The organism is Schaalia odontolytica, from assembly GCF_024584435.1.
GTDB lineage: Bacteria > Actinomycetota > Actinomycetes > Actinomycetales > Actinomycetaceae > Pauljensenia.
Genome location: NZ_CP102197.1, coordinates 371,467 through 397,433, shown reverse-complemented (window position 1 = coordinate 397,433; position 25,967 = coordinate 371,467). Strand labels below are relative to the sequence as shown.

The following is a 25,967-nucleotide window of genomic DNA, read 5'->3' as shown; positions in this document are numbered from 1 at the left end:
CTCGGTTATGCGTAACTGGCCCCTACTCTAGCTAGGCAGGGGCCAGTGTGCGCAGCGCTTTTAGTCGCGAGCGGAGAGAACCTCTTCCTTGGGCAAGTATTTCGCCGGGAGCGTGCGGGGCTTGAAGGAGGGGCGGGTGGCCTCGTAGGCGGCGATCTCATCCTCGTGGCGCAGCGTCAGGGCGATGTCGTCCAGGCCCTCCATGAGCGTCCACCGCACGTAGTCGTCGATCTCGAAGGTGCCCGAGAACGCGCCGGCGCGGAACGTCTTGTCTTCCAGAGACACGGTGATCCGCGTGCCGGGTTCTGTCTCGAGGATCTTCCACAAAAGCTCGCAGTCTTCCTGGGAGATGATGCCGGTCACCAGGCCCTGCTTGCCGGAGTTTCCGCGGAAAATATCGGCGAACTTGGGGGCGAGGACAACGCGGAAGCCGTAGTCTTTGAGCGCCCACACCGCGTGCTCGCGCGAGGAGCCGGTGCCGAAGTCCGGCCCGGCGATCAACACGGAACCCTCCCTGTAGGCGTCCTGGTTGAGGACGAAGTCGGGGTCAGAGCGCCAAGCGGCGAAGAGGGCGTCCTCGAAGCCCGTTCGGGTGACGCGCTTGAGGTAGACGGCCGGGATGATCTGGTCGGTGTCGACGTTGGAGCGGCGCAGCGGGACGCCGATACCGGTGTGCGTGGTGAACTTTTCCATGGGTGTGTCAGTCTTTTCTTCGTTGGGGGGCGAGGCCGTGGCCGGCTCCCGCGCGGCGGTGGCGCAAGCGGGTCTCAGAGGTCGGCCGGGGAGGACAGGGTGCCGCGCACGGCGGTCGCAGCGGCGACGAGCGGGGACACCAGGTGGGTGCGGCTTCCCTTGCCCTGACGGCCTTCGAAGTTGCGGTTGGAGGTGGAGGCCGAACGATCTCCGGCGTTCATGGTGTCGGGGTTCATGCCCAGGCACATGGAGCATCCGGCGTTTCGCCATTCGGCGCCGAAGTCGGTGAAGATCTTGTCGAGGCCCTCGGCCTCGGCCTGGAGGCGTACGCGGGCGGATCCGGGGACCACCATGACGCGCACGCCGTCGGCCTTGCGGCGTCCCTTGAGGACGCCGGCGGCGGCGCGCAGGTCCTCGATGCGTCCGTTGGTGCAGCTCCCGATGAACACGGTGTTGACCGCGATGTCGCGCATGGGTGTGCCGGCCTGGAGGTCCATGTACTCCAGGGCGCGTTTCGCGGCCGCGCGCTTGTTCTCGTCGGTGAAGTCCTCCGGGCTGGGCACGCACGCCGACAGGGGCACGCCCTGACCGGGGTTGGTTCCCCACGTGACGAAGGGTTCGATGTCGGATGCTTCCAAGACCACCTCGGCATCGAAGACGGCGTCGTCGTCGGAGGCCAGGGAACGCCAGTACTCGACCGCGCGATCCCACTCCTCGCCCTCGGGGGCGTGGGGGCGTCCCTTGATGTAGGCGAAGGTCGTCTCATCGGGGGCAATCATGCCCGCGCGGGCGCCGGCCTCGATGGACATGTTGCAGATCGTCATGCGCCCTTCCATGGACAGCTCCCGGATGGCCTGTCCGCGGTACTCCAGGACGTACCCTTGGCCGCCGCCCGTGCCGATCTTGGCGATGATGGCCAGGATGATGTCCTTGGCTGTCGAACCCGCGGGCAGGGAACCGTTGACCGTGATGGCCATCGTCTTGAAGGGGGCCATGGGCAGCGTCTGGGTGGCGAGCACGTGCTCGACCTGGCTGGTACCGATTCCGAATGCCAGGGCGCCGAAGGCTCCGTGGGTCGAGGTGTGGGAGTCGCCGCACACGATCGTCATGCCGGGCTGGGTGAGGCCCAGCTGAGGGCCGACGACGTGGACGATGCCCTGGTCGGCGTCGCCCAGGGAGTGCAGGCGGATCCCGAACTCACGGGCGTTCTTGCGCAGCGTGTCGATCTGGGTGCGACTGGTGATGTCGGCGATGGGGCGGTCGATGTTGACCGTGGGAGTGTTGTGGTCCTCGGTGGCGAGAGTCAGGTCGGGTCGGCGCACCTGGCGTCCGGCGAGGCGAAGACCTTCGAAGGCCTGGGGGCTGGTGACCTCGTGGACCAGGTGAAGGTCGATGTAGAGCAGGTCGGGGGCACCGTTCTCGCCCTTGGTGACGGTGTGGTCGCGCCACACTTTCTCCGCCATTGTTCCGCTCATTGTTCCTCCTTGGCTCCCCCGCATCGGCGACGAGCGCGTCGTTCATTCTTCGTCCACTAATGGAAACGCCTTCACTACACGGCGACCCCGCCGGTCTCACGTCTCGGACGCCACTTTGACGTGTTTCACTATGCGACAGCTTGTCATCTCAGAACCTGAGATATTAAATAGTTGTATGGATGAGCAAACAACCAGTGGTGTCGGAGTCCTCGATAAGGCGGCGTTGGTCCTGGGCGCCCTTGAGGCGGGGCCAGCAACGCTCGCGCAACTCGTGTCCAGCACGGGGCTCGCACGCCCCACAGCCCACCGCCTCGCCGTCGCCCTGGAATACCACCGCATGGTCGCCCGCGACATGCAGGGCCGCTTCATCCTGGGGCCGCGTCTCCAGGAGTTGTCCTCCGCCGCCGGGGAAGACCGCCTGCTGCAGGCCTCCATGCCCGTGCTTCAAGCACTGCGCGATCACACCAAGGAATCCTCCCAGCTCTTCCGCCGCCAGGGCGACTATCGGGTGTGTGTGGCGGCCTCCGAGCGCGAGATGGGCCTGCGTGACTCCATTCCCGTGGGAGCGACTCTGTCGATGAGCGCCGGCAGCGCCGCCCAGGTGCTGTTGGCCTGGGAGGAACCCGACCGCCTGCACCGAGGCCTGTACGGCGCATCCTTCAACGCGACCATGCTCTCCGAGGTCCGCCGCCGCGGCTGGGCGCAGTCCGTGGGCGAGCGAGAACCGGGCGTCGCCTCCGTGTCTGCTCCCGTTCGCGGCCCCTCGGGCCGAGTCCTTGCGGCGCTGTCCATCTCCGGCCCCATCGAGCGCATGGGCCGCCAGCCCGGGCGACAGCACGGCCCCTCCGTCATGGCCGCGGCCAATCGACTCTCGGAGTTCCTCGCCACCGTTGAGGACGCCGCGGACCTGTAGGAGCCTCCCCTGAACCTCCAAGACTGCGGGGGCCGGGACGATTTCCCATCGTCCCGGCCCCCGCGATCATTCAGCCGACCCAGCGGCCAGAGTCATCGAAGGTGTAGGCCGTCCCTGCGATGACCGCGCGGCCTGTGACCATCGCGCCGCTGCCCGGGTCCAGGTAGTACCACGAGGCCCCGAGCTTCAGCCACCCGGTGGTCATGGCGCCGCTGCTCGGATCCAGGTAGTACCAGCTCTGGCCGTCCTTGAGCCACGTGGTCGCCATGACCCCCGAATCGGGATCCAGGTAGTACCAGGAACCCGCAACCTTCAGCCAGCCGGTGGCCATGGCGCCGCTGCCCGGGTCCAGGTAGTACCACGAGGCCCCAAGCTTCAGCCACCCGGTGGTCATGGCGCCGCTGCTCGGATCCAGGTAGTACCAGCTCTGGCCGTCCTTGAGCCACGTGGTCGCCATGACCCCCGAATCGGGATCCAGGTAGTACCAGGAACCCGCAACCTTCAGCCAGCCCGTCGCCATCGCTCCGGACGCGCGGTAGTAGCGCCACGCTCCCCCGTCGTTCTCCCAGCCGGTCTTCATCCAGCCCTCGGAGTCGAAGGAGTAGACGGCGCCGTCACGTTCGATGCGTTCGCCGGCGGGGAATGTGCCATCCGGGTAGCGCAGCCACCAGCGGCCGTCTCCCGCTTGCATCCAGCGCGCCTGCGAGGCGTCGGGGGCAGGATCGACGCGAGCACCCGTCGGTTGGGTGAACACGGCGACGGTGCGGGCAGGAACCGTGACCGTGCCCGTCCGCGCGTCAAAGGACGCCGCCTTGACGACCTCGTCGGTTCCCTGCGCCTGAGCCTCGTGCAACGCGAACGCGCGGCCCGCGAGGCCATCGACACGCTGCGTGAGCGTCTGCCCGGTCGCGTTGAAGACGACAAGGGCGCCGTCGATCGCCGGATCGATGTCATCGCGCGCACCAACCTGGTCGTCGATGAGCATCATGATCGTTCCGTCGACCGCGCTCGCCCCGGAGTTCGGGAAGGTTACCTTGGCACGAACGAGGTCGGTGCTGCCCAGCGTAAACAGCCGCGAGGAGGAGCGCACGCGCAGGAAGTCCATCGCGGCCTGCGAGGAGGCCTCGATCTGCGCCGGGGTTGGCTTCAGGTCGGGGTTTTCCAGGAGCGGACGCATGTGAGGCCACGCCGCACCATTCTTGGACTTGACGGGAAGGCCTCGTCCAAACCCGTTGTCCTGCATCGTCCAGTCGATGGCATTGAAGTGATCTCCGGAGTTGTAGGAGTCGCGATCCAGGGACTTGGAACGCAAGAGCTCCGTGCCCGAGGCCCAGAAGGACGGCGACTGGGACAGCGCCACCGAGGCCTGGCTGAGCAGCGACATGCGCACTCTATTCTCCATCGGCGCACTCGTCGGCATCTTGTACGTGACCAGGTCGAAGAGCGTCTCGTTGTCGTGAGCATCGACGTAGTTGACGTTCTCTGCGGGCTGGGATGCGAAGCCCGCACCCTGGCCGTTGTAGTCGAGCTCGGCTCCGCGCACGCTGCGCCCATCGTAGGTCGTGAGCGTGTAGTCCTTCAGGTTGCCCGCCAGTCCCAGCTTCACCAGGTCGACGCGGTGCAGGTAGTCCGCGCGACGTTCCTGCTCGGAACGCGTATCGAGCCCGTTGAAGTCCGAGAAGGCTCCCGAGCCGAAGCCCTGGAAGACGCGATGATCCTCGTCGAAGGGGCCACCGCCGTGGACCGCATCGCGCAGTCGGTCATTAAAGGCGCCGATGCCGGTTCCGTCAAGCTGGCCCTGAGTGGCCTGGCGGAACAGAGCATTGTTGGCGACCTCGCCGAAGTTCCATCCCTCGCCGTAGATGTACAGACGCGAGCCGTCAACCCCGTCCTTGTCCAGCGTCAGGGACTTCAGTGCTTCCTGCGCGCGCTTCATCTCCGCCGCCGGGTGATGGCCCATGAGATCGAAGCGGAAGCCGTCGACGTGGTAGTACTTGGCCCAGTGGATCATCGAGTCGATCATGAGCCGCTCGCTCATGGCGTTCTCGGTTGCCACATTCGAACAGCACGTCGAGGTTTCGACCGCTCCGGCGGCGTTCAGGCGCTGGTAGTAGCCGGGAACGATTCGGTCGAGCACCGAGTGGGAGTCCTGCCCGGCCGCGGGCGTGTGGTTGTACACCTGGTCGAGCACGACCTGCATGCCGATCGAGTGAAGGCCACCCACCATCGAACGGAACTCTCGGATGCGGGCTCCTCCGTTTTGATTCAGAGCGGTCGCGTAGGAGCCTTCGGGAGCCAACCAGTGGAGCGGGTCGTATCCCCAGTTGTAGGCGTCCTGATCGGCCACCGCGTCCACGGCGGCCTGCTGCGCCTCGGAGGCGGGGCCGGCGTTTGCGGGGATGTCCGGAACCTTCTGATCAGCGCGCTTCTCGGGGATCGTTGCGATATCGAAGGTGGGGAGCAGGTGAATGGTGTTGATTCCGGCCTCGGCCAGCTCGCTGAGGTGGCGCATGCCGTTGGACTGATACTGCGTGAACGCCATGTAGGTGCCGCGCATGTCCTCGGGAACCGACTTGTCTGCCGCGGAGAAGTCCCGCACGTGTAGCTCGTAGATGGCTCGCTGGGCGTCGTCCGCGATCGTCGGCGCCGGCGTGTTCTGCCACTCGGCGGGAGCGATCGAGGCGTTGTTCATGTTGACGGCCACTGACCTCGTCGAGTTAACCGTGAGCCCCACCGAGTAGGGGTCGGTCACCGTGTTGGTCTCGACCTTGCCCGATGCGGGCACGTAGACGCGTACCTCCCACAGGTACTGGGCGCCCTCCGTGATCGTCCCATCCGCGTTGTCCACGCTCCAGCGCCCGTCCTCGCCGCGAGTCGCGGGCGTGCGCTGAGGATCGCCCGCCACCTCCGAGTCGGCGCCCCGGGGGGTCTTCGTATTCCAGGACAGCAGGGTCACGCTCTTTGCCGTGGGAGCCCACAGCGCGAAGGTTGGTTTTCCGTCGTCCTTCCAGCCCACGCCGAACGAGGCCTGGGTCGCCTTCGCGGCGTAGAGGGAGTCCAGGACGGGTGCGATCTGGACGCCCGTGAAGGCGTTGACGACCCCGTCTTTCTTCTGGGCGACCGCGAGCTGTCCGGTCAGCGCCTCACGCGCCGTGGCCTCGTCGAGGCTGGCGCGCAGCGCGATGTAGCCGTTGAGGTTGGGGTGAGCGGTCGTCACCTCGGCGCTCAGGTCTCCGGCGACCGTCAGCGCGGTAACGGTTCCACCGGTGAGAGCCCCGTCGCTCAGCGTCGCCCCGCCCTCTGGGGCGGTGACCAGCTCGTAGACCAGCTGGGCGGAGCCGTCGAGCACCTGCGCGCGGGTGATGCCCTGGGGCAGGAGGGAGGTCGGCCACGCGACGATGTCAGTGCTCACCCAGTAGGCGCGCTGCTCCCCCGTTCCTGCGACCGGTGCGTCGGAGGCGGCGATGGAGAGCTTATGGGAGGAAGAATCGTAGGTGAAGGTCACAAGGTTGTTCGCTTTCGTCGCAAACTGGTAGTTGTCGCCACCGGCCACCCCGTCCTTCCCGTAGTTTTCACTCCAGGATCCACCGACGGCCACCTTGACTTCGTAGGAGCCTTCGGGCAGGGCGGTCGTCGCGTACGTGTATGTGCCGTCCCCGACCGGTTCCATCAGCGGCGCCGTGCAGTCGGGCTTCCAGTTATCGGTGCATCCCAGAGCCTTTTGGAGGGATCCGGGAAGCGTGACCATGCGATCGCTCACCGTGTTCCACACGCGGTGGGTCGCCCTGTTGTAGTAGAAGGTCACCTCGGTGGGCGTCTCCAGGGTGTAGGCGATGTTCGCCCCGTCGGCCGCGCCGCCGCGTCCGAAGGAAACGTCCCACGATCCCCCCTCGGCGACCTTGTATTCGTACTCGCCGGCGGGCAGCGTGAAGGTCCCGGAGTAGACGCCGGTCGCCTCGCGGGTCAGAGCCGCCTTCTCACACCCCGGGGCCCAGTCGGCGTCGCATCCCATGGCCTTGTTGTGGCTGCCGGGGATTGTCACCAGCGTTTCATCTGTCGTCGCTTCTGCGCCCGCCTCGGCGGTCGGTGCGACCGCTGCGGCGTTGGAGGCGTCGGCTTGCGGCGCTGCCCACGCCGCCGGCAGCGCTGTCCCCATGAGCGCTACGACGGCGCCAACGCCCAGGGCGCGACGCAGCAACGTCCTGTTGTGTCGGTATGTCACGAAAGACTCCCTCGTCCATAAGCTGTCCCCGTCTCGCGGGGCTGCTCCTAGGTTAGACATACTGCAACGAGAGGGAAACTTTTCTGCAAAGGACAAGTCGATACGCGGGAGACGGAGAAAGAAAAACCTCGCCACCGAGGCGGTGGCGAGGTCAGTCGTACCCCCAACCGGATTTGAACCGGTGTTAACGCCGTGAGAGGGCGTCGTCCTAGGCCGCTAGACGATGGGGGCCTTGATTCGCGCGGAATCCGTACCCCCAACCGGATTTGAACCGGTGTTAACGCCGTGAGAGGGCGTCGTCCTAGGCCGCTAGACGATGGGGGCCTATCCGAAACACATGCTTCAGATCGCTGGGGTACCAGGACTCGAACCTAGAATGGCTGAACCAGAATCAGCTGTGTTGCCAATTACACCATACCCCATAGGGCGTCTCCCGCTTCGCTTGCGCGTCGCTGGCGACAGGAGATAACTGTAGCGGACAACAAGGCCCGTGCCAAATCGAGGACCCGTGGCGCCCATCACGCGCCTTGGCCTCGTCGGCGCGCTCAGCCCAGCGTCTCTCGCAGCGCCCGCAGACGGGCGAGCGAGGAGTCCCGGCCGAGGATCTCCATCGACTCAAAGAGCGGGGGCGAGACCTGACGCCCGGTGACAGCGACGCGCAGCGGCCCGAAGGCCAGGCGAGGCTTCACGCCCATCTGGTCGACGATGCGCTCGCGCAGAGTCGCCTCCAGGGATGCGGTCGTAAACTCTGCCAGGGTGGCGACGGCGTCGATGGCGGCATCCAGGACGTCTGCGGCGTTGTCCTTCAGCTTCGAGGCCGCCCTGTCGTCGATCTCGAGGGCGTCGTCGGCGACGAAGAGGAAGCCCAGCATGCCCGAGGCCTCCCCCAGCAGCTGAATGCGGGTCTGGACAAGGGGCGCCGCCTCGGTGAGGATCTCACGCTCGCGCTCGCTCAGGGCATCGAAAGAAGCGGCGGAGACCAGGGCGTCGCGGTGCAGGAAGGGCACCAGACGGTCGCGGAAGTCCTCACCGTCCAGCAGCCGGATGTGCTCGGCGTTGATAGCGATGGCCTTCTTCTGGTCGAAGCGCGCCGGATTGGGGTTCACGTCGGAAATGTCGAAGGCGCGTGCCATCTCCTGCATTGAGAAGATGTCGCGATCGGGGGCGATCGACCAGCCCAGCAGGGCGAGATAATTGTTGAGCCCTTCGGGAATCATGCCCGCAGCCTTGTGCAGGAGCAGGTTCGATTCGGGGTCGCGCTTGGATAGCTTCTTGTTGCCCTCGCCCATTACGTAGGGCAGGTGGCCAAAGCGCGGCATGAACTTCGCGACCCCGATGGCCTCCAGCGCGCGGTAGAGGACGATCTGGCGGGGGGTCGAGGAGAGCAGGTCTTCCCCGCGCAGCACGTGCGTAACCTCCATGAGAGCGTCATCAATGGGGTTGACCAGCGTGTAGAGCGGATGGCCGTTGGCGCGCACGATGACGTAGTCGGGAACGGAACCGGCCTTGAAGGTGATCTCCCCGCGGATCAGGTCGGTGAAGGTGATGTCCTCGTCGGGCATGCGCAGGCGCAGCACGGGCTGACGCCCCTCGGCCCGGTAGGCGGCGATCTGCTCGTCGCTCAGGTCTCGGTCGAATCCGTCGTAGCCCAGCTTGGGGTCCTCGCCTTTGGCGCGGTGGCGCTCCTCGACCTCCTCGGGGGTCGAGTAGGACTCGTAGGCGTATCCGGCCTCCAGCAGTCGCGCAGCCACGTCGCGGTAAATGTCCATGCGCTCGCTCTGGCGGTACGGTCCGTGGGGCCCTCCCTTGCCGACCCCCTCGTCCCAGTCGAGGCCAAGCCACTGGAGGGACTCGATGATCTGGTCAAAAGACTCCTGGGAATCGCGGGCGGCGTCGGTATCCTCGATGCGGAAGACGAAGGTTCCCCCCGTGTGTCGGGCGTACGCCCAGTTGAACAAGCACGTGCGGACCATTCCGACGTGGGGCGTTCCCGTGGGCGAAGGACAGAAGCGGACGCGGACGTCGGCACCGGTGGCAGTTGTTTCACTCATGATTCTCCCATCGTACTCCAGGGGCGGCTGTTGCATTTGCTTGATGCGTGGGCGCGCTCAGCCGCCTGACGCGATGAGGGATAGCGTGTATCACCATCGGGGCCTCGCCGCCGCACCCACCACATCAGGAGGATAGTTAGCATGCCCGTCCGTCTCTTTTCCGACGCCCACCTCTACCGCACGGGTTCGCTCAAGTGGACGGGGATCACTCGCTCCAACGGCGAACCCACGATCGGGGCGTGGGTGGCAGAGATGGACTTCGGGACGGCCCCCGAGGTCGCCGAGGCGATGAAGCGCGCGATTGATGACGGCTTGCTCGGCTACCAACCCACCTGGCTGGAACCCGCCGCGGCCGCGGCCGCCGCGGAGTTTCACAAGAGGCGCTTCGGGTGGGCGGTGGATGAGTCGCACGTGCGCCTGGCGTCCGCGGTCCTGCCAGCGCTCGAGGCCACCATCGCGCGTCTCGTGCGGCCCGGAGCGCCCGTCGTCGTCCCGACCCCCGCGTACATGCCGTTCCTGTCGATTCCCACCAAGCTTGGCCACCCCGTCATCGAGGTTCCGTCGCTGCGCGGCACGCGCGCGGGCGGGCGCGGCTGGGCGCTCGACCTGGAGGGGATCCGGGCGGGGCTGGAGGCCGGGGCTGGCCTCGTCATCCTGTGCAACCCGTGGAACCCGGTCGGCCGCGTCCTTGGCGAGGACGAGCTGCGGGCGCTCCACGAGGTGGTAGGCGCCTACGACGCGCTGGTCTTCGCCGACGAGATTCACTCCTCCCTGGTCCTCGATGAGGCGCTCCCCTTCGTCTCCTACGCGTCACTCGGCCCGGCCTTCGCGGCCCACACCGTGACGGCGACGGCCGCGTCAAAGGGGTGGAACATCGCCGGGCTTCCCAGCGCGCAGGTCATCCTCCCCGACGACGCGCTGCGCGCGCGCTGGGACGAGTTCGCCGCCGAGGCACGCCACGACGCGTCCGTCATCGGCACGGTCGGCGCGATCGCCGCCTACGAGCGCGGGGATGAGTGGCAGCGCGAGGTCAAGGAGCTGATCCGAGGCAATGTCGAGCGCGTGGCGAACGCGTTGGCCGACACGCCGATCGACTTCGTGCGCCCGGAGGGAACCTACCTGACCTGGTGGGGCTTTGACGGCATTGATCTGGGTCCCCTCTCCCCCGCCGCGACGCTGCGTGAGCGAGCAGGCATCGCCGCCAACGATGGGTGCACCCTCGGGGCGGACTATTCCTCGTGGGCTCGCATCAACCTGGCGTGCGCCCCCGACGTGGCCTCGCGGATCGTGGAGCGGGTCCTCGACCTGCTCTGACGCGGCCCCCCATCGGGGCCCGCCCCTGGCCAACCCGTGGCCGCCCACGGGGCTCGCGCCGCGGCCTCGGGAGATGGCGCCACGCCCGACGCATCAGGCACGCAGGGCGGCTTCGATCCCGGCGACAACCGTTGCTCGCGCCGAGGACGCGGCCTTGACGACGGCCGCCGGATCCGTGGGCGCGTTAGCGAAGGACAAGTCGGAGACGACGGACATTCCGGCCACGCGCACCCCCAGGGCGTTCAGGGTGAGCGCCTCCATGACCGTGGACATGCCCACGCAGTCCACGCCCAGGCCCGCAAGGATCCGGGTTTCGGCCGGGGTCTGGTACTCGGGTCCGCGCAGGATCGCGTAGACGCCCTCCCGCTGGCAGACCCCGCGCAGCGCGTCCGTCATCGGCCGATCCCAGACCGCCGACACGTCCAGGAAAAGGGGGCCGTCGAAGGGAGAGGAGCCCGACAGGTTCACGTGATCGGTGATCGCCATGACGTCGCCGAGCCTCCACTGCCGCAGGCATCCGTTCGCGTTCGTCAGCACCGCTCGGCTGATCCCGGCGCGAGCGGCGGCGCGGGCAAGGGCGGTCACGGCCCGCGCTCCCACTCCCTCGTAGAGGTGGGTGCGCCCCGTCGCCACGAGGACCGCTCCCCCGTCGCGCTCATAGGCGCGCAGCTGCCCGCCGTGCCCGTCGGCAACGGGAGGAAGAACGCCGGGGATCTCTTCCAGGGACGCGGTGGCCACGGGGGTTCCCCACGCCTCGTCGAGGGCGTCGGCCAAGCCCGACCCGAGGACAACGAGCGCGTCGGGACGTCCCATGAGCTCGGTGAGAGAGCGCGAGCCGACCAGCGCCTCCTCGTCCACGAGAGCCGCCGCAAAGCGCGGGTCGACGCTCACCGCTCGTCGCCTTCCGCACCCTGCGCGTAGGTGCGTGACTCGAGTTTCTCCTGCGCGCGCACGCGGCCGACGCTGGTCGCCCAGTAGCCCACGAATCCCACGACCATGGCCAGGAGGATACCGATGTTGGCGCCCGCCCAGTCACCGTCGCGACCGCCCAGGGGGCCCAGGAGGTAGCCCTGCCAGGAGAGCCAGGAAGCGTTCGCGTTGACGACGAGGCCCCAGCCCACCAGCGAGCCAACGAGGAGGGAGGCGACGGCCCCCCAGTTGACCGAGCCGTAGCGGCCCGACGGGGTAAAGAGCGAGGGCTCGTCGTAGTCCTTGCGGCGCAGCGCAATGTCGGCGAGCATGACGCCACCCCACGCGGCGATCACGACTCCGAGGGTCGTCAGGAACGCGGTGAAGGGGGTCAGGAAAGAATCGGCGAAGAACACGACAACGATGGTTCCCACGGTCATGATCGTGCCGTCAATGGCCGTGGCCACCGGCCGCGAGACGGGCACGCCCGTGGCGAGCAGCGACAGACCGGAGGAGTAGATGTCCATGACGATGCCGCCGATGAGTCCCAGGATCGCGACGAGCGCAAAGGGAACGAGGAACCACGTGGGCAGCAGCGTCGTGAGCGCTCCGATCGGATCGGAGCCGATCGCCTCGGACAGAGATTCGTCGGCCGAGCCGACGAGGAGGATTCCGAAAAACACGAGGATGACCGTAGGCAGCGCCGCTCCCAGCGTGGTCCACCCGACCACGCCCCGCGTTGAGGCGGCACGCGGGAGGTAGCGCGAATAGTCGGCCGCGGCGTTGATCCACCCGAAACCAAATCCGACGAGGAGCATGCAACAGGCCCCCAGGACAGCGGCGGCGGGAGCCGATTCACGCGCGGACAGAACCGCGACATCGATGGTCGGCGCCACCAGCACGAGGTACACGATCGTCAGGAGCGCCGTGGCCCACGTGATCCACGTCTGCACCTTCATGATGGCCTCGAAACCGAGAATGCCCGAACCGGCCGCTAAGACGACGACGAGGATGAGGGCAATCACCTGGGCGAGCACGTGATTGGTAAAGCCCATCGCTCCCATGACGGTGGCCGTGGCCTGCACCGCCATGATCGCCAGGAAGGTCTCCCATCCCACGGTCAGGATCCAGGAGATGGCCGCCGAGACCCTGTTGCCGTTGAAGCCGAAGGCGGGCGCGCGAGAGGACCAGGGTCGGCGCGGAACCGCGTTTACCCGCGATCGCGATGAGTCCGCACACCAGGAAGGACAGTGACACTCCCACGACCGAGACCACCACGGCCTGGATCAGGGACAGGCCGAATCCGAGCACCCACGAGCCCCACGAGATCCCCAGGACGGAGATGTTTGCGGCGAACCACGGCATGAAGAGGTCGGCGGGCCTGCCCTTGCGATCGGATTCGGGGATGACGTCCAGGCCCGCCATTTCGACGGCCAATGCGCCCGAGGATTGGGGTTCGCTCACGGTATGCTCCTATGCGACAGAGATATTGTCAGAACGACGTAATCCTATCACACAGGTCACACAATTAGGCTCGGACGACAGGGTTCGTCAGGCGCCCGATCCCCTCGATCTCAATCTCCACGCGGTCACCGGCGTGAACGACCTGCGCACCCGCGGGCGCACCCGTGGCGATCACGTCGCCGGGCAGCAGCGTCATCTGGTGAGACACGTAGGAAACCAGCTCGAAGGGGTTCCAGATCATGTGCGCGGTCGAGCTATCCTGAGCGATCTCGCCGTTCAGGTAGGAGCGGATCGCGAGGTTGGTGACGTCAAGGGCGGGGTCGACCGTAATCCACGGGCCCAGCGGGCACGCCGAGTCGAAAGACTTGCCGCGCGACCAGGGGCCGCCCGTCATCGCGTCGTGGGCGGTCGCATCGTTGGCGATCGTGTAGCCGAGGATCATCTGCGGCGCGTCCTCGACGCTCACGTCCTTGGCCAGGGACTTGATGACGATCGCCAGCTCGCCCTCGAAGACGACGTCGTTCGACCACCGCGGGATCGCGATGGGGTCGTCCGGACCGATCACGCAGGTGTTGGCCTTCAGGAAGATTGGCGGTTCCGTCCGCTCGTCGGCGGCGATGGGCGCGCCGGAGTAGTTGTTGCCGATTCCCACGACCTTGGAGCGCGGGATCACCGGGGAGAGCAGGCGCACCTCGCCCAGCTCGTAGATCTGGCCGGAAGGCTCCACGGGCGAGAATAGCGGATCTCCCTTGAGTCCCACGATCCTCGTTGACCCCTCCTCCAGGGCGCCATACACGGGGTTCGTTCCATCGGAAAAACGTGCGATTCTCATGCCGGTAGCCTAACCCACGCCCGCCCCGAGCGCGGAGGCTGCGCCCGTGCATGCGGCGGGTGCGCCGGGCTCGCGATGAGCCAGGCGCACCCGCCGACGTTGCCGTTCGGGGTTACTTCTTCTTCGCGCGCTTCCAGACGTGGCCGGGAACGTTGCCGGGGAGCAGCGGGTTCTTCTCCCCCACGAAGACGGGTTCGGCGACGCCGCGCCGACGCTGTTCCTCGTAGTCGCGCAACGCCCCCAGCACCCACCGGGCGAGGAAGACCAGGGCGACGAGGTTGGTGATCGTCATGACGGCCATCGCGATGTCGACCGCGTTCCACACGACGTCGAGGGAGAGCAGCGCGCCGACCGTCGCGGAGGCGACGCACACGACGCGCACCGTCCACGTCGCCCACGGGGCGTCGCCACACACGAAGGACATGTTCGTATCGGAGTAGACGTAGGCGGCGATGACCGAGGAGTAGGCGAGCACGAAGATGAGGATCGCCATCGGGATGATCGTCCATCCTCCCAGCTCGTGGGCGACGGCCAGCGTCGTCAGGTTCGAGGGGTTGACGTCCGCCCCAGACCACACAGCGGGGCCCGCGATGAGGATGACGAACGCCGTCGCCGTGCACACGATGATCGTGTCGATGAAGACGCCGAGAGACTGGATGAGGCCCTGGCGCACGGGGTGCGAGACGGTTGCCGTGGCTGCGGCGTTCGGGGCGGTTCCCTGTCCTGCCTCGTTGGAGAAGAGGCCGCGCTTAGTGCCGTTGATCATCGCCGCGATGATGCCGCCGCCCAGGCCGCCGACGGTAGCGTCGGCGGAGAAGGCCGAGGAGAAGATCTGAGCGAGCACAGTGCCGAACTGCGAGAGGTTCATGAGGCAAATGACGGCGACCATGACGACGTAGACGAGCGCCATGATCGGGGCCATCCACTCGGTGACGCGGGCGACCGTGCGGATGCCGCCGAAGATCACCATCGCGGAGAAGACGAAGATGAGGCCGGCGACCGTGAGTTGCGCGGCCGAGAAGCCGCCGGCACCCGGAAGGGGCTGCTTCGCGGCTTCACCAAAGGCGCTCGTCAGGGTTCCGGCGATGGCGTTGGACTGCACGGAGGTGATGACGATGCCGCAGGTGACCACTGTGATGACGGCGAACACGTTCGCGAGGAGGCGGTTCTTCATGCCGCGCTTGATGTAATAGGCCGGGCCGCCGCGGTAGGAGCCATCAACGTGGCGCACCTTGAAGATCTGCGCCAGCGTCGCCTCGAAGAACGCGGTCGCCATGCCGACCAGGGCCACGACCCACATCCAGAAGATCGCGCCTGGGCCGCCGAACATGAGGGCGGCCGCCACGCCGAAGACGTTGCCGACGCCGACGCGCGCGGCCAGGGAGATCGCGAAGGCCTGGAACGAGGAGATCCCTCCCTTGGCGCCCTGCCGAGACCCGAGGACCGTGCGCACCATCTCGGGGAAGAGGCGCACCTGGACGCCGCGAGAGATGACGGTGAGGACCACGCCCACGCCGATGAGGATGACGATCGTCAGGTGCATCGTGATCCAGTCGGCGATCTGTTGCTCGATCTGGGCGATCTCTTCCACTGGTGCCTCCCGTGGGTTCAGGGACGAGACCGGGTTCGTCGCGGCCTCGCGCGCTTGGCGGGACGGACCCGCGTTGATGGGTACCGTTCATCTTGCCACAGCCCGTCTGTCCGGGCATCCCTCGTCTCGCCGCGCGCCCGGGCGCGGGCGGGGCGCGCCCGGGCGCCGTCTGGGACAATGAGACCATGAGCGCGACACTGAACGAGATCCTGGACGACCTGGAGGACGCCGGTCGGCTGGGAGACGACGACGCCCTATACGAGGCCTTCACGTCATGGGCTGCCTCGACGGGCAGGCCGCTCTACCCTCACCAGGAGGAAGCTCTCGTCGAGATCCTGGCGGGCAACCACGTCATCGCGGCCACCCCCACGGGCTCCGGGAAGTCAATGATCGCCCTGGCCGCGCACTTTACGTCCATGGCCCACGGGGGCCGCTCCTACTACACGGCGCCCCTGAAGGCGCTCGTGTCGGAGAAGTTCTTCGATCTGGTGTCTCTCTTCGGCGCTGACAACGTCGGCATGGTCACCGGGGACGTCTCGCTCAACGCCGACGCCCCGATCATCTGCTGCACGGCCGAGATCCTGGCAAACCAGTCGCTGCGCGAGGGACCGAGCCTGGACGCCGACATGATCGTCATGGACGAGTTCCACTTCTACGGTGATCGCCAGCGCGGGTGGGCGTGGCAGGTCCCGCTCCTGGAGCTGACGGCCCCACAGGTGGTCGCCATGAGCGCCACGCTGGGCGATACCTCGCATTTCGAGCGCAGCTGGAAGGAACGCACCGGACGCGACGTGGCGCTCGTCGACGACGCGAAGCGGCCCGTTCCCCTCGAGTTTGACTACGTCGTCGATCGCCTACCCGATACGGTCGAGCGGCTGCTGGGCGAGGGCCGCTGGCCCGTCTACATCGTGCACTTCTCCCAGCGCGACGCCGTCGCGACGGCACAGTCCTTTGATCGTTCCTCGCTGATTTCCGCCGACCAGAAGAAGGAGATCGGCGCCCAGCTGACGGGCGTATCCTTCACAAAGGGGTTCGGCCAGACCCTCAAGTCCCTGCTCGCGCAGGGCATCGGCGTCCACCACGCGGGCATGCTGCCGCGCTAAACCGCCGCCTGGTCGAGCGCCTCACGCAGGCGGGCCTGCTGCCGATCGTGTGCGGCACGGACACTCTGGGGGTGGGGATCAACGTGCCGATCCGCACCGTCCTCATGACGTCGCTCGTCAAGTACGACGGACGTCGCATGCGCCACGTGAGCGCGCGAGAGTTCCACCAGATCGCTGGCCGCGCGGGCCGCGCCGGCTTCGACACGGTCGGTTTCGTGCGCGTCCTGGCTCCCGAGTCACGAGGTGGAATCCGCGCGCGAGCGCGCTCGCCTGAGCGCCGCTCAGGAGGCGGCCCGCGATGCGCGCGAGGCAAAGCGCGCGGCAAGGAAGTCCGCGAAGAAGCGCAAGGGACCGGAAGCGGGCGAGGTCTCCTGGACGCGCTCGACCTTCGATCGCCTGGTCGAGGCTGCCCCCGAGAAGCTGACCAGCCGCTTCGAGATGACTCACGCGATGGTCCTCAACGTCTTGGCGGGAGCACCCGCCGCCGGGCGCGACCCGGGCGAGCACCTCGTGTGGCTAGCTCGCAACAACGATGATCCGCCCACGGATCGCAACCCGCACCTGCGCCGCCTGGGCGAGATCTACACGTCGATGAAGCAGGCGGGCGTCGTCGAGCACGTGTCTTCTGCGCAGGCCTCGGCCTCGGGGGAGCCTCGCCTGCGCGCCGCCACCGACCTGCCGGACGATTTCGCGCTCAACCAGCCGCTCTCCCCCTTCGCGCTGGCGGCCCTGGAGCTCCTGGACCCGGGGTCGCCGACCTTCGCCCTGGACGTCGTCTCGGTCATCGAGTCGGTCCTGGAGGACCCGCGCCCGCTCCTGTTCGCGCAGGAGAAGGCGGCGCGCGCCGAGGCCGTGGCGGCGATGAAGGCCGAGGGGTTGGAGTACGAGGAGAGGATGGCCGCCCTGGAGGAGGTGACGTGGCCTCGGCCGCTGGCATCGCTCCTGGGGGATGCCTTCGCGGTGTATGTGCGCGCGAATCCGTGGATCGGGGATCAGGAGATTTCACCGAAGTCGGTCGTGCGCGAGATGATCGAGAACGCGCTGACCTTTACGGGGATTGTGGGGCGCTACGACGTGGGCCGCTCCGAGGGCATCGTGCTGCGCTACCTGACGGACGCGTACCGCGCGCTGCGCCAGATCGTGCCGGATGAGCTGATGACGGACGAGCTGCGTTCGATTATCGCCTGGCTGTCGGCGCTCATCCGCGCGGTGGATTCCTCGCTGCTGGACGAGTGGGAGGCTATGTCCACGGGTCATGTCCTCTCCCCGGCGTCCGAGGGGGATGGCACGCAGGGCGCGGAGCTGGCCTTCGGCGCCCGCGAGGACGGGACCGTTCCCTTCAGCGCGAACCGTCACGCGTTCCGCACGGCGATCCGTGGCGCGCTGTTCGAGCGGGTGGAGGCGATGAGCCGCGACAACGTTGAGGCCTTGGCGCGCCTGGACGAGGCCTCGCGTACCCCCGTGGTGGCCCCGTGGGGCGAGGACGAGTGGGACGCGGTGCTCGAGCGCTACTGGGCGGAGCACGAGTGGATCGGCATCGACCAGCATGCGCGTGCCCTGTCGCTGTGTTCGTTGAACGAGGCCCCGACCCGCGAGGATGTGCTGGAGCTGGCCCCCGCTGCAGTGTCGTCTGAGTTCCAGCGCGCCCAGGTGGCGCGCATCGAGGCGATCGCGGACGCGGTCGATCAGGCTGCGGCCGGTACGTTTTGGCTGGCCACGCAGACCCTGTTCGACCCGGAGGAGGACATGGACTGGCGCATCGTCGCCCTCGTGGACGTGGGAGCCTCGGACGAGGCCGGACGGGTTGCACTCGCGACTGTCACGGTCGCTCCGCGGTAGGGCTGCGGCTCCAACCTCCGGGGTCGCGCGCACATCTGTCGTAGGTCTGCCACCACAGGCCCGGGAGGCACCCGCCGACGTCTTGGATGCGGGCGTGGCTAGGCCACTAGCGGCGTGCACGCGAACATGCGGTGGGTGAACGCTGGCGCGCGGTACCTCGCCCCGCGGCCACGACGCGCCCCGCGGAGGTAAGGCGCGTCGCGCGACCCACCTCCTTGAGGACGCTCTCGCACTCCAAACGCGAGCGCCTCGACGCACCGGGTCAACGCGCTGGCACTGTCGCGCGCTCTCGCGCGGTTGTTCTTGTTGGCGGTGCACCCGATCGGTATGCAATACACCCCTTCCGATCGGGTGCATTGCGACCTAACGGGTGCACCGCGACCCAACAGGTGCATTGCAACGTATCGGGCACCCGCAGCCACAACATGCCGCCACTCCTGTAGCCTCAAATGCGACGAGCCGTTTTACCCTTCAAGACTGCTTGGCTCTTGGAGTCGGCAAATCGGCAGCCGAAGCGCGGGGTGACAGCGCGGTCGAGGAAACCTTTGAGGATGGCGGGCCCAGCCGCCGCGCATACCCGCCCCGCAACCACGCCGCGCACCACACCGCGCGGCGTGAGGTCACCTGCCCTCGGCACCGTCCCCGGAGGAGATTGCCTCGGCTCGCGTGGTTCTACGGATCGCCCAGTCGATGGCCGCGAAGAAGCCCATGAACACCAGGGCCCCGCTGAGGATGGCGACGATGTTCACCCCGACCTGCGCGTAGCCGATGCGCCACACGTTGACGAAACCGTAGGGGTACTGGTGGACCAGAGCGCCGCGCGCGAGCGTGTAGGCAACCCACACGGCCGGGATCAGCAGTGCGCGGCCCAGTGTCCCCCACGTGATGCCGCCGCGCGGCCCCGCGAGCGCGACGACTCCGACGAAGGCGATCGGCACGACAATGTGCTGGAGGGGGTAAGCGACCAGCGCAAAGCCCGACAGGGTCTCCGTGGGGGCGATAAGAACCGCGTAAACGACCGCGGTCACGGTGATCATCATGAGCGCGCACAGGTGGGCGGCCCTCCCCCAGCGTCCGACGCGCCCGCGGCGGGACAGCACTGTAGAGACGAGCGCGACCATGACGTTGGAGAGCTCGGTGAAATAGGACAGGCACTCGACGAGGCGCTGGGGAGCACCCGCCCAGCCGTATGCGGCACCCCCGAAGAGTCCCTCCTCGTAGTAGGTGGGCGGCGCGTACCCGCCAAGGGTGCTGATGATGATCATCGAGGCGACGCCCGCCCAGGCGAGGGCGGCGACCGCCGCGTAGGAGGCTCGGCCACGCCGGGAAAGGGATGGGGAGATAGCGCTGGTCACCCGCCCCACTGTAGCGGTTGCTCCCGCGTCCCGGCCGAGGCCGTCACGCCCTCGCGGCGGGCGCTCGCCGCTCGCCGATCTCCTGCTGGAGGCGCAGAAGGTAACCGTCGGGGTCCTGGACCAGGAACTGCCGAACGCCGATCTCGCGCTCGCCCGCCCGATACCACTGTTCTTCGGGTTCGACGAAGATCGGCCACTGCGCGTGCGTGAGGCACCGCCACGCGGCGTCCAGATCTTCGACCTGAACCTCGAGGTTGATCCCGCGACCAAGCGGTGGCTCAAGGGGGCCGGTCGCCCACGTCCTCCCGTGGTTGATCTGGTCGAGCATCAGGTGCGCATTGCCCAAGACGAGGTATCCGAAGCCCTCCTCGGGTCGCTCGTATCGAAGGCAAAAGCCGACGAGGTCGCACCAAAAGCGGCGCGATGCCTCGTAGTTGGTAACAGCAAGTTCGGGAACAAGCCCGGGTTCGCTGATCATGGCCTTACTCTAGCGGCCACCGGGCGCGGGGGCGACTGGGCGGGCTGCCGCGCAGCGGGTCAGCGGCGGGCGTAGCGTCGTACCTTCTCGACGAATTCGGCGCGGTAGGTCGGGTTGTCCTGCGGATGATCGATCTTGCCGAGGATGAACGTGTCCGTCAGGCGGATCCCGACGAAGCCCAGGACCATGCGCTTCCAGCGCGTGATCGGGCCTCCGTATATCCGGTAGAAGAAAGCGGGCGCGCGGCAGGTGAGGATCAGCGCCGCGGTCTTGCCCGTCAGCTTCGCCTCGCTTTTGCCGTCAGTGAATCGGTATGCGAAGCGCGGCGTGAAAGTGCGATCGATGAATCCCTTGAGGATCGCCGGTTCGGCCGACCACCAGATCGGGAAGCTGAAGACGAGGTGATCTGCCCACGCGATCAGCTCCTGGTAGCGCTGCGGGGCGCTTTCGTCCTCCATGTGCTTGCGGTACCCGTATCGCAGGTTCGGGTCGAAGTCCTCGGTGGCAAGGTCGATCATGCGAACGTCGTTGCCCGCTGCGCGCGCCTCCTCGGCGTAGGCGAGCGACAGCTCGCGGGAGTAGCTGGCTGCGTCTGGACTTCCTTGAATAACGAGAATCTTCATGATGGCTCCTTCACTGCCGGACATGTGGTCTATATTAATACTTTACGGATGGACATATCGCAGATCCATCATCGCTCTCGACCATCCTCCGCGACGCTCGCACCATCACAAAACCCTTGTTTACAGGAGCATTCTGACACTCCTTTAGGCACCGTTGAAGCCTTTCGCGCCAGTTCGACCCGTTTGTCGAATTATCCAGTCAATACCGGTAAAGACGGCCATGAAGAGCAGTGCGCCGATCAGGATCGCGGCGATGTTGATGGCGACCTGCGCGTAGCCGATGCGCCACACGTTAACGAAACCGTAGGGGTACTGATGGGTGAACGCTCCGCGCACGAGCGTGTATGCCACCCACGCGACCGGGATCAACAGGGCGCGTCCCAGCGTCCCCCACGTGATGCCGCCGCGCGGCCCCGCTAGCGCGGCAGTTCCCACGAAGGCGGCTGGGACGACAATGTGCTGCAGCGGGTTGGTGACGAGCGCGAAGCCGGAGAGGACCTCGTAGGGGCCGATGAGGGTGGCGTAGACGATCGCGGTCACGGTGATCATCATGAGGGAGCACAGGTGGGTGGCTCTCCCCCAGCGTCCCACGCTGCCGCGTCGAGCCAGCATCGTCGAGATGAGAGCGACGATGATGTTGGACAGCTCGGTGAAGTAGGACAGGCAATCGGCCAGGCGCTGGGGCGCGCCCGACCAGCCGTGGGCGGCTCCCGCGAAGAGTCCCTCCTCGACGTAGGTCGGCGGGGCATACCCGCCCAGCGTGCTGATGATGATGGTCGAGGCGACGCCCGCCCAGGCGAGGGCGGCGACCACCCAGTAGGCGGCGCGCCCGCGGCGGCTCAGTTCAGTCACGTTCATCGCTGCCGATGATGTCACAACCGTGGCGCTGCCTCAATGAGTGTCCACGTGTAGGTCTCGTGCGAGGCAGACGTGATCGGGCGGGTTTCCCCGGCCGCGGCGATGCGCCTGCCCGCACGAGGGTGACCCGGCTGCGCGTGGGGAAGCTTCTTGCCCGGAGCCAAAGCAGGCAAACGGACTGCCCCCGCTTTTCTCGGCATACCAGGTGGCCCCCTGGCACCGATCCGTCACCTCGTGAAACCCAGACCACCCCCGCAACCACCGTTCATTCCCCTCGTGAAACCCAGACCACCCCCGCAGCCACCATTCAGTCCCTTCATGAAACCCAGACCACCCCAGCTCCGCGAAAAACCCTCAAATACGCCAAAAAACGCCCCGCAGGGGCGGTCCCGGTTACATCACCACCACCAACACCCCACGCAGGGGTGGTCCCGGTTACATCTGGCGATCTCACCACCTCTTCCACCCACAGATCAGACACCCCCGTGAAACCCAGACCACCCCAGCTCCGCGAAAAACCCTCAAATACGCCAAAAAACGCCACGCAGGGGCGGTCCCGGTTACACCAACCCAAGCACCGCGTTCCGCAGGGGCGGTCCCGGTTACACCAACCCGGACATCACACCACCCGCAGGGGCCCAACGGTCTCAGCCGCGCGCCGCCAGGTCCGTCGGCCCCGGCATCGACTGGGTGCGCCCCGCGCTTGTCTCAGCCGCGCGCCGCCAGGTCCGTCACCTGGGCGCCGGCGAGCTCGACGAGGTCGAGGGGGCTCAGCTCGACGCTCAGGCCGCGGCGCCCGCCCGAGATGATGATCGTCTCGTGGTCCAGGCACGAGGAATCGATGAACAGGCGGTGAGGCGTGGTCTGCCCGAGCGGGCTGATGCCGCCCACGACGTAGCCGGTGCGGCGCTGTGCGACCGCTGGGTCGGCCATGGCCGCGCTCTTGGCACCGGCGGCCTTGGCGATCAGCTTCATGGACAGGTGGGCCAGCGCGGGCACGCAGCCGACGACGAACTCGCCGGTGGGCTCCAGGCGCACCATGAGCGTCTTAAAGGCCTGGGTGGGGTCGATCCCCAGTTTTTCAACGGTTTCCTCGCCAAATGCCCGGGCGGCCGGGTCGTGCTCGTACTCGTGAACGGTAAAAGCAACGCCGGCCGCCGTGAGCGCCTCGATGGCGCGGGTGGGGCCACCGCCGTGATCCTTGCTGTGTTTACGAGCCATGACCCCAGTGTAGGGCGCGTCAGAGGATGGATGCGGTCGGGTCGTCGATGACGGCCTTGCCAAAGGGGAAGCAGGTGATCGGGATCATCTTGAGGTTCGCGATGGCCAGCGGGATGCCAACGATGGTCACGGCCTGCGCGGCGGCGGTGGTCACGTGCCCGATGGCGAGCCACAGCCCAGCCACGACGAACCAGACGATGTTCATGAGGGCCGATCCCGCCCCCGCGCCAGGCTTGTCGATGACCCGCTTGCCGAAGGGCCACAGCACGTATCCGGCGATGCGGAAGCAGGCCAGTCCCGCAGGGATCGTGACGATGAAGATGCAGGAGATGAGACCGGCCAGCAGGTAGCCGAGGAAGAGCGGCAGGCCGCCGAAGAAGAACCAGATGATGTTGAGCAGGGTCTTCACAACCGTGTCCTTTCGTCGAATGGTGAACACTCCAGTGTGCCACGACCGTGCCTCCGACCGTCCCTGACCGGCCCCTGATTCAACCCCGAAAGCTGGGGCCACGTACCATGACGTCATGAGTATTCCCGACGCCATCGCCGCCGCCCGCGACCGCATCGATCACGCCACATCCGCGTGCGGACGCACCGATTCGGTCACCCTGGAGCTGGCGGTCAAGACGCGCACCCCCGAGGAGTGCCGCGCCGCCGCCACTGCACTGCGTGACGCGGGTTTGCCCATCTTGCTCGGCCACAACCGCGTACAGGAGGCCCGATCCACGGTGGACGCGATCCGGGAGGTTCCCGGCGCCCGCGTCCACCTGATCGGCCCGCTTCAGTCCAACAAGATCAACCACGCCCTGTCCTGCGTGGACGCGATCGAGTCCCTTGACTCCCCCGCCCTGGCGGCGAAGATCGACGCGCGCGCAAGTGTGCGCCTCCCGGTCTTCGTTGAGGTCAACGTGTCGGGTGAGGCCACGAAGCACGGCTGCGCCCCCTCCGACGTCGCCGCACTGATCAACGCGGTCGAGGCCTCGGCCCACCTGCAGCTCGCGGGCTTCATGACGGTTGGCCTGAACTCCCCTGTTGAGGCCGACGTGCGCGCCGCCTACGCTCGCCTGCGCACGATCCGAGGCGAGGCCGCCCGCGAACTTGGTGTCGGCGAGGAAGCCCTGGAGCTGTCGATGGGGATGAGCCGTGACTTGGAGTGGGCCATCGCCGAGGGCGCGACGATCGTGCGCCTGGGCACGGCCGTTTTCGGGGAGCGCCGTCTGCGGTGAGACCGCTCACTGCTGCCCGAGCGCACCGGCTAGGATTGACCCCATGACGACCGTTCTCGCCGGAATGTCCGCAGCGATCCTGGCGCTCGCCCCGATCACCAACCCGATCGGTGCTCTCGCCGGCTTCGCGGGCCTCACCGCAGGCAGCACCCCCGCGGCGGTGCGATCCCAGGCCTGGAAGACCGGCGTCTACGTGTTCGCCATCTTGGCGGTCTTCGCGGTCAGCGGCTCGCTCATCATGCGTTTCTTCGGCTTCGACCTGCCCTCCCTCCAGATCGCCGGCGGCCTCGTCGTCGCACACTCGGGTTTCTCGATGCTGGAAAACAAGCGCCGCTCCACCAATGAGGAGGACCAGCACGCGACGACCAAGGCGGACGTCTCCTTCTCCCCCATGGCGCTGCCCCTCATCGCTGGCCCCGGATCGATCGGCGTTGTCATCGCGCTGGCCGCCCGAAACACGGCCATCGGCTTTCACGTCGGCATCGTCCTTGGAATCGCGGTGACGGCCGCCGCCATCGCGCTGCTGCTGCGTTACGCCACGCCCTGGATCGACAGGCTGGGAGCTAGCGGCGTCGGCGCGATCGTACGCATCATGGGCTTCCTTATCCTCGTCATCGGCGTCGAACTCGTCATCCACGGGGTGCGCGCGCTCCAGCTCTTCTGAGCGCAAACCCGCCCCGGCCTCGTCAAGGAACGAGGACCGAAGCGGGCGAAAACAGGCACGCCCACGGCGGACGGTAGAGCGGTCAGGGGATGCGGTGCACCCACTCGGGGCGCGCGAACTTAGTCTCGCAGCGCTCGCGAGCGACCCTCAAGTCCTCCTCGGTGATGGTGCCGACGCTCGCGTTGTACTTCTCCTTGAAGTGGTCAAAGAACGCCTGGAGGATCTCCTCGCGGGGAAGACCGGTCTGGGAGCGCATCGGATCCACGCGCTTAACGGCGCTGCGGGTGCCCTTGTCCCGAATCTTCTCCATGCCGATGCGCAGCACCTCGTTCATCTTGATGGCGTCGATGTCGTAGGCCATCGTCACGTGGTGGACCATGTAGCCGCTGGCCCAACGCTTCTGGGCGGCGCCGCCGATCTTGCCCGCCTCCGAGGCGATGTCGTTGAGGGGCACGTACCTGGCCTTGATGCCCAGCTTGTCGAGAACCTCCATGACCCACTGGTCCAGGTATGGATAGGCCTGCTCGAAGCTCATCCCCTCCACGAGGGCGGTGGGAATCACGAGGGAGTACGTGATGCAGTTACCGGGCTCCATGAACATGGCCCCGCCGCCGGTGACGCGCCGCGAGACGGTGATGCCGTAGCGCTCCACCCCGCCCTGCTGGATTTCGTTTTGGTAGGACTGGAAGGAGCCGATGACGACCTGCGGGCCGTTCCACTCCCACAGGCGCATGAAGGGCTTGCGGCGCCCCGCGGCCACATCCTCAACCAGGGTTTCGTCCATGGCGACGTTGATCATCGGGTCAACGACGGGGCCGTGGATCACCTCGAAGTCGATGTCGTCCCACGACAGGGCCGCGCCGAGTGCCCGCCGCACGGCGATGCCGACGGCCTCGGGGGTCACGCCCATGAGGGTGTCGCCCTCGTGGAGGGCGGCCTCCACGCGCGCGGCCAGTTCCTTGGCGCTCGACGAGGCCGGGGCCCCTTCGAGGGACGCGGTGATCCGGGTGAGCGCGTCGTCGGGGTCGAGGAAGAAGTCGCCCGACACGCTCACGCGCGCAAGGCGGTCTTCCTCCACGTCGGTGTCGACGACGACGAGCTTGCCTCCGGGGACTTTGTACTCTCCATGCATGCCC

At 67.1% G+C, this 25,967-nt stretch carries 18 protein-coding genes, 3 tRNA genes and 2 pseudogenes; 5 read left to right on the top strand and 18 right to left on the bottom strand.

Features of this window, described 5'->3' with window-relative positions; all coding sequences use genetic code 11:
* Positions 1-60: 60 nt before the first annotated feature.
* Positions 61-693: a 3-isopropylmalate dehydratase small subunit gene (gene leuD, locus NQK35_RS01730; protein WP_009212050.1), complete on the bottom strand. Its 633-nt coding sequence runs from the start codon at positions 691-693 to the stop codon at positions 61-63.
* Positions 694-767: 74 nt separating this feature from the next.
* The gene (gene leuC, locus NQK35_RS01725) at positions 768-2,168 is read right to left on the bottom strand and encodes a 3-isopropylmalate dehydratase large subunit (protein ID WP_009212051.1); all 1,401 of its coding nucleotides are present in this window, start codon (positions 2,166-2,168) and stop codon (positions 768-770) included.
* Between the two features lie 175 nt (positions 2,169-2,343).
* Between leuC and NQK35_RS01720 the strand changes: the two genes are divergently transcribed.
* Entirely contained in the window at positions 2,344-3,081 is a 738-nt protein-coding gene (locus NQK35_RS01720) for an IclR family transcriptional regulator (protein WP_009212052.1), read from the top strand.
* Between the two features lie 70 nt (positions 3,082-3,151).
* On the opposite strand, the gene pulA is transcribed toward NQK35_RS01720, so the two are convergent.
* From pulA to gltX, 5 genes are all read right to left on the bottom strand, one after another.
* The gene (gene pulA / locus NQK35_RS01715; protein WP_373567060.1) at positions 3,152-7,363 is read right to left on the bottom strand and encodes a pullulanase-type alpha-1,6-glucosidase; all 4,212 of its coding nucleotides are present in this window, start codon (positions 7,361-7,363) and stop codon (positions 3,152-3,154) included.
* Between the two features lie 98 nt (positions 7,364-7,461).
* Positions 7,462-7,534, bottom strand: a tRNA-Glu gene (locus tag NQK35_RS01710).
* Positions 7,535-7,554: 20 nt separating this feature from the next.
* Positions 7,555-7,627 (bottom strand) — tRNA-Glu (locus NQK35_RS01705).
* 26 nt (positions 7,628-7,653) lie between these two features.
* Positions 7,654-7,725 (bottom strand) — tRNA-Gln (locus tag NQK35_RS01700).
* A gap of 123 nt (positions 7,726-7,848) precedes the next feature.
* On the bottom strand, positions 7,849-9,354 hold the full coding sequence (gene gltX, locus NQK35_RS01695; protein WP_257114378.1) for a glutamate--tRNA ligase: 1,506 nt from the start codon (positions 9,352-9,354) through the stop codon (positions 7,849-7,851).
* Between the two features lie 141 nt (positions 9,355-9,495).
* On the opposite strand from gltX, the gene NQK35_RS01690 reads away from it, so the two are divergent.
* On the top strand, positions 9,496-10,668 hold the full coding sequence (locus tag NQK35_RS01690) for a MalY/PatB family protein (protein WP_257114376.1): 1,173 nt from the start codon (positions 9,496-9,498) through the stop codon (positions 10,666-10,668).
* A gap of 93 nt (positions 10,669-10,761) precedes the next feature.
* Here NQK35_RS01690 and NQK35_RS01685 read toward each other — a convergent pair whose 3' ends face one another.
* The 4 genes and pseudogenes from NQK35_RS01685 to NQK35_RS01670 form a co-directional block, all read right to left on the bottom strand.
* Complete coding sequence (locus NQK35_RS01685) at positions 10,762-11,559, bottom strand: purine-nucleoside phosphorylase (RefSeq protein ID WP_257114375.1); 798 nt, start codon at positions 11,557-11,559, stop codon at positions 10,762-10,764.
* Positions 11,556-12,942 (bottom strand): annotated as a pseudogene (locus NQK35_RS01680) (purine-cytosine permease family protein). The gene NQK35_RS01685 and the pseudogene NQK35_RS01680 overlap by 4 nt, the downstream one beginning before the upstream one ends.
* 163 nt (positions 12,943-13,105) lie before the next feature.
* Positions 13,106-13,873, bottom strand: a complete 768-nt coding sequence (locus NQK35_RS01675; protein ID WP_257114373.1) for a fumarylacetoacetate hydrolase family protein — start codon at positions 13,871-13,873, stop codon at positions 13,106-13,108.
* Between the two features lie 112 nt (positions 13,874-13,985).
* Complete coding sequence (locus NQK35_RS01670) at positions 13,986-15,464, bottom strand: alanine/glycine:cation symporter family protein (protein ID WP_257114372.1); 1,479 nt, start codon at positions 15,462-15,464, stop codon at positions 13,986-13,988.
* A gap of 185 nt (positions 15,465-15,649) precedes the next feature.
* Between NQK35_RS01670 and NQK35_RS01665 the strand changes: the two are divergent.
* Positions 15,650-18,406: pseudogene (locus tag NQK35_RS01665) on the top strand (DEAD/DEAH box helicase).
* 620 nt (positions 18,407-19,026) lie between these two features.
* Here the strand turns inward: NQK35_RS01665 and NQK35_RS01660 are convergent.
* From NQK35_RS01660 to NQK35_RS01635, 6 genes are all read right to left on the bottom strand, one after another.
* Complete coding sequence (locus NQK35_RS01660) at positions 19,027-19,761, bottom strand: Pr6Pr family membrane protein (protein WP_426693606.1); 735 nt, start codon at positions 19,759-19,761, stop codon at positions 19,027-19,029.
* Between the two features lie 43 nt (positions 19,762-19,804).
* Complete coding sequence (locus NQK35_RS01655; protein ID WP_257114370.1) at positions 19,805-20,239, bottom strand: bleomycin resistance protein; 435 nt, start codon at positions 20,237-20,239, stop codon at positions 19,805-19,807.
* Positions 20,240-20,298: 59 nt separating this feature from the next.
* Complete coding sequence (locus tag NQK35_RS01650) at positions 20,299-20,862, bottom strand: NAD(P)H-dependent oxidoreductase (RefSeq protein ID WP_048742203.1); 564 nt, start codon at positions 20,860-20,862, stop codon at positions 20,299-20,301.
* Between the two features lie 144 nt (positions 20,863-21,006).
* Complete coding sequence (locus NQK35_RS01645) at positions 21,007-21,720, bottom strand: Pr6Pr family membrane protein (protein WP_257114369.1); 714 nt, start codon at positions 21,718-21,720, stop codon at positions 21,007-21,009.
* A gap of 708 nt (positions 21,721-22,428) precedes the next feature.
* Positions 22,429-22,941 carry a Cys-tRNA(Pro) deacylase gene (ybaK, locus tag NQK35_RS01640; RefSeq protein WP_009212067.1) on the bottom strand — a complete coding sequence of 171 codons (513 nt, stop codon included), beginning with the start codon at positions 22,939-22,941 and terminating at the stop codon, positions 22,429-22,431.
* A 19-nt stretch (positions 22,942-22,960) separates the two neighbouring features.
* The gene (locus NQK35_RS01635; RefSeq protein WP_034230957.1) at positions 22,961-23,350 is read right to left on the bottom strand and encodes a YccF domain-containing protein; all 390 of its coding nucleotides are present in this window, start codon (positions 23,348-23,350) and stop codon (positions 22,961-22,963) included.
* 115 nt (positions 23,351-23,465) lie between these two features.
* Here NQK35_RS01635 and NQK35_RS01630 point away from each other — a divergent pair, with 115 nt between their 5' ends.
* Complete coding sequence (locus NQK35_RS01630) at positions 23,466-24,167, top strand: YggS family pyridoxal phosphate-dependent enzyme (RefSeq protein ID WP_009212069.1); 702 nt, start codon at positions 23,466-23,468, stop codon at positions 24,165-24,167.
* Between the two features lie 43 nt (positions 24,168-24,210).
* Positions 24,211-24,831, top strand: a complete 621-nt coding sequence (locus NQK35_RS01625; RefSeq protein WP_257114367.1) for a MarC family protein — start codon at positions 24,211-24,213, stop codon at positions 24,829-24,831.
* An 82-nt stretch (positions 24,832-24,913) separates the two neighbouring features.
* Here NQK35_RS01625 and NQK35_RS01620 read toward each other — a convergent pair whose 3' ends face one another.
* A complete protein-coding gene (locus tag NQK35_RS01620) occupies positions 24,914-25,963 on the bottom strand; it encodes a lipoate--protein ligase family protein (RefSeq protein ID WP_009212071.1) in 1,050 nt (349 codons plus the stop codon).
* Positions 25,964-25,967 lie beyond the last annotated feature (4 nt).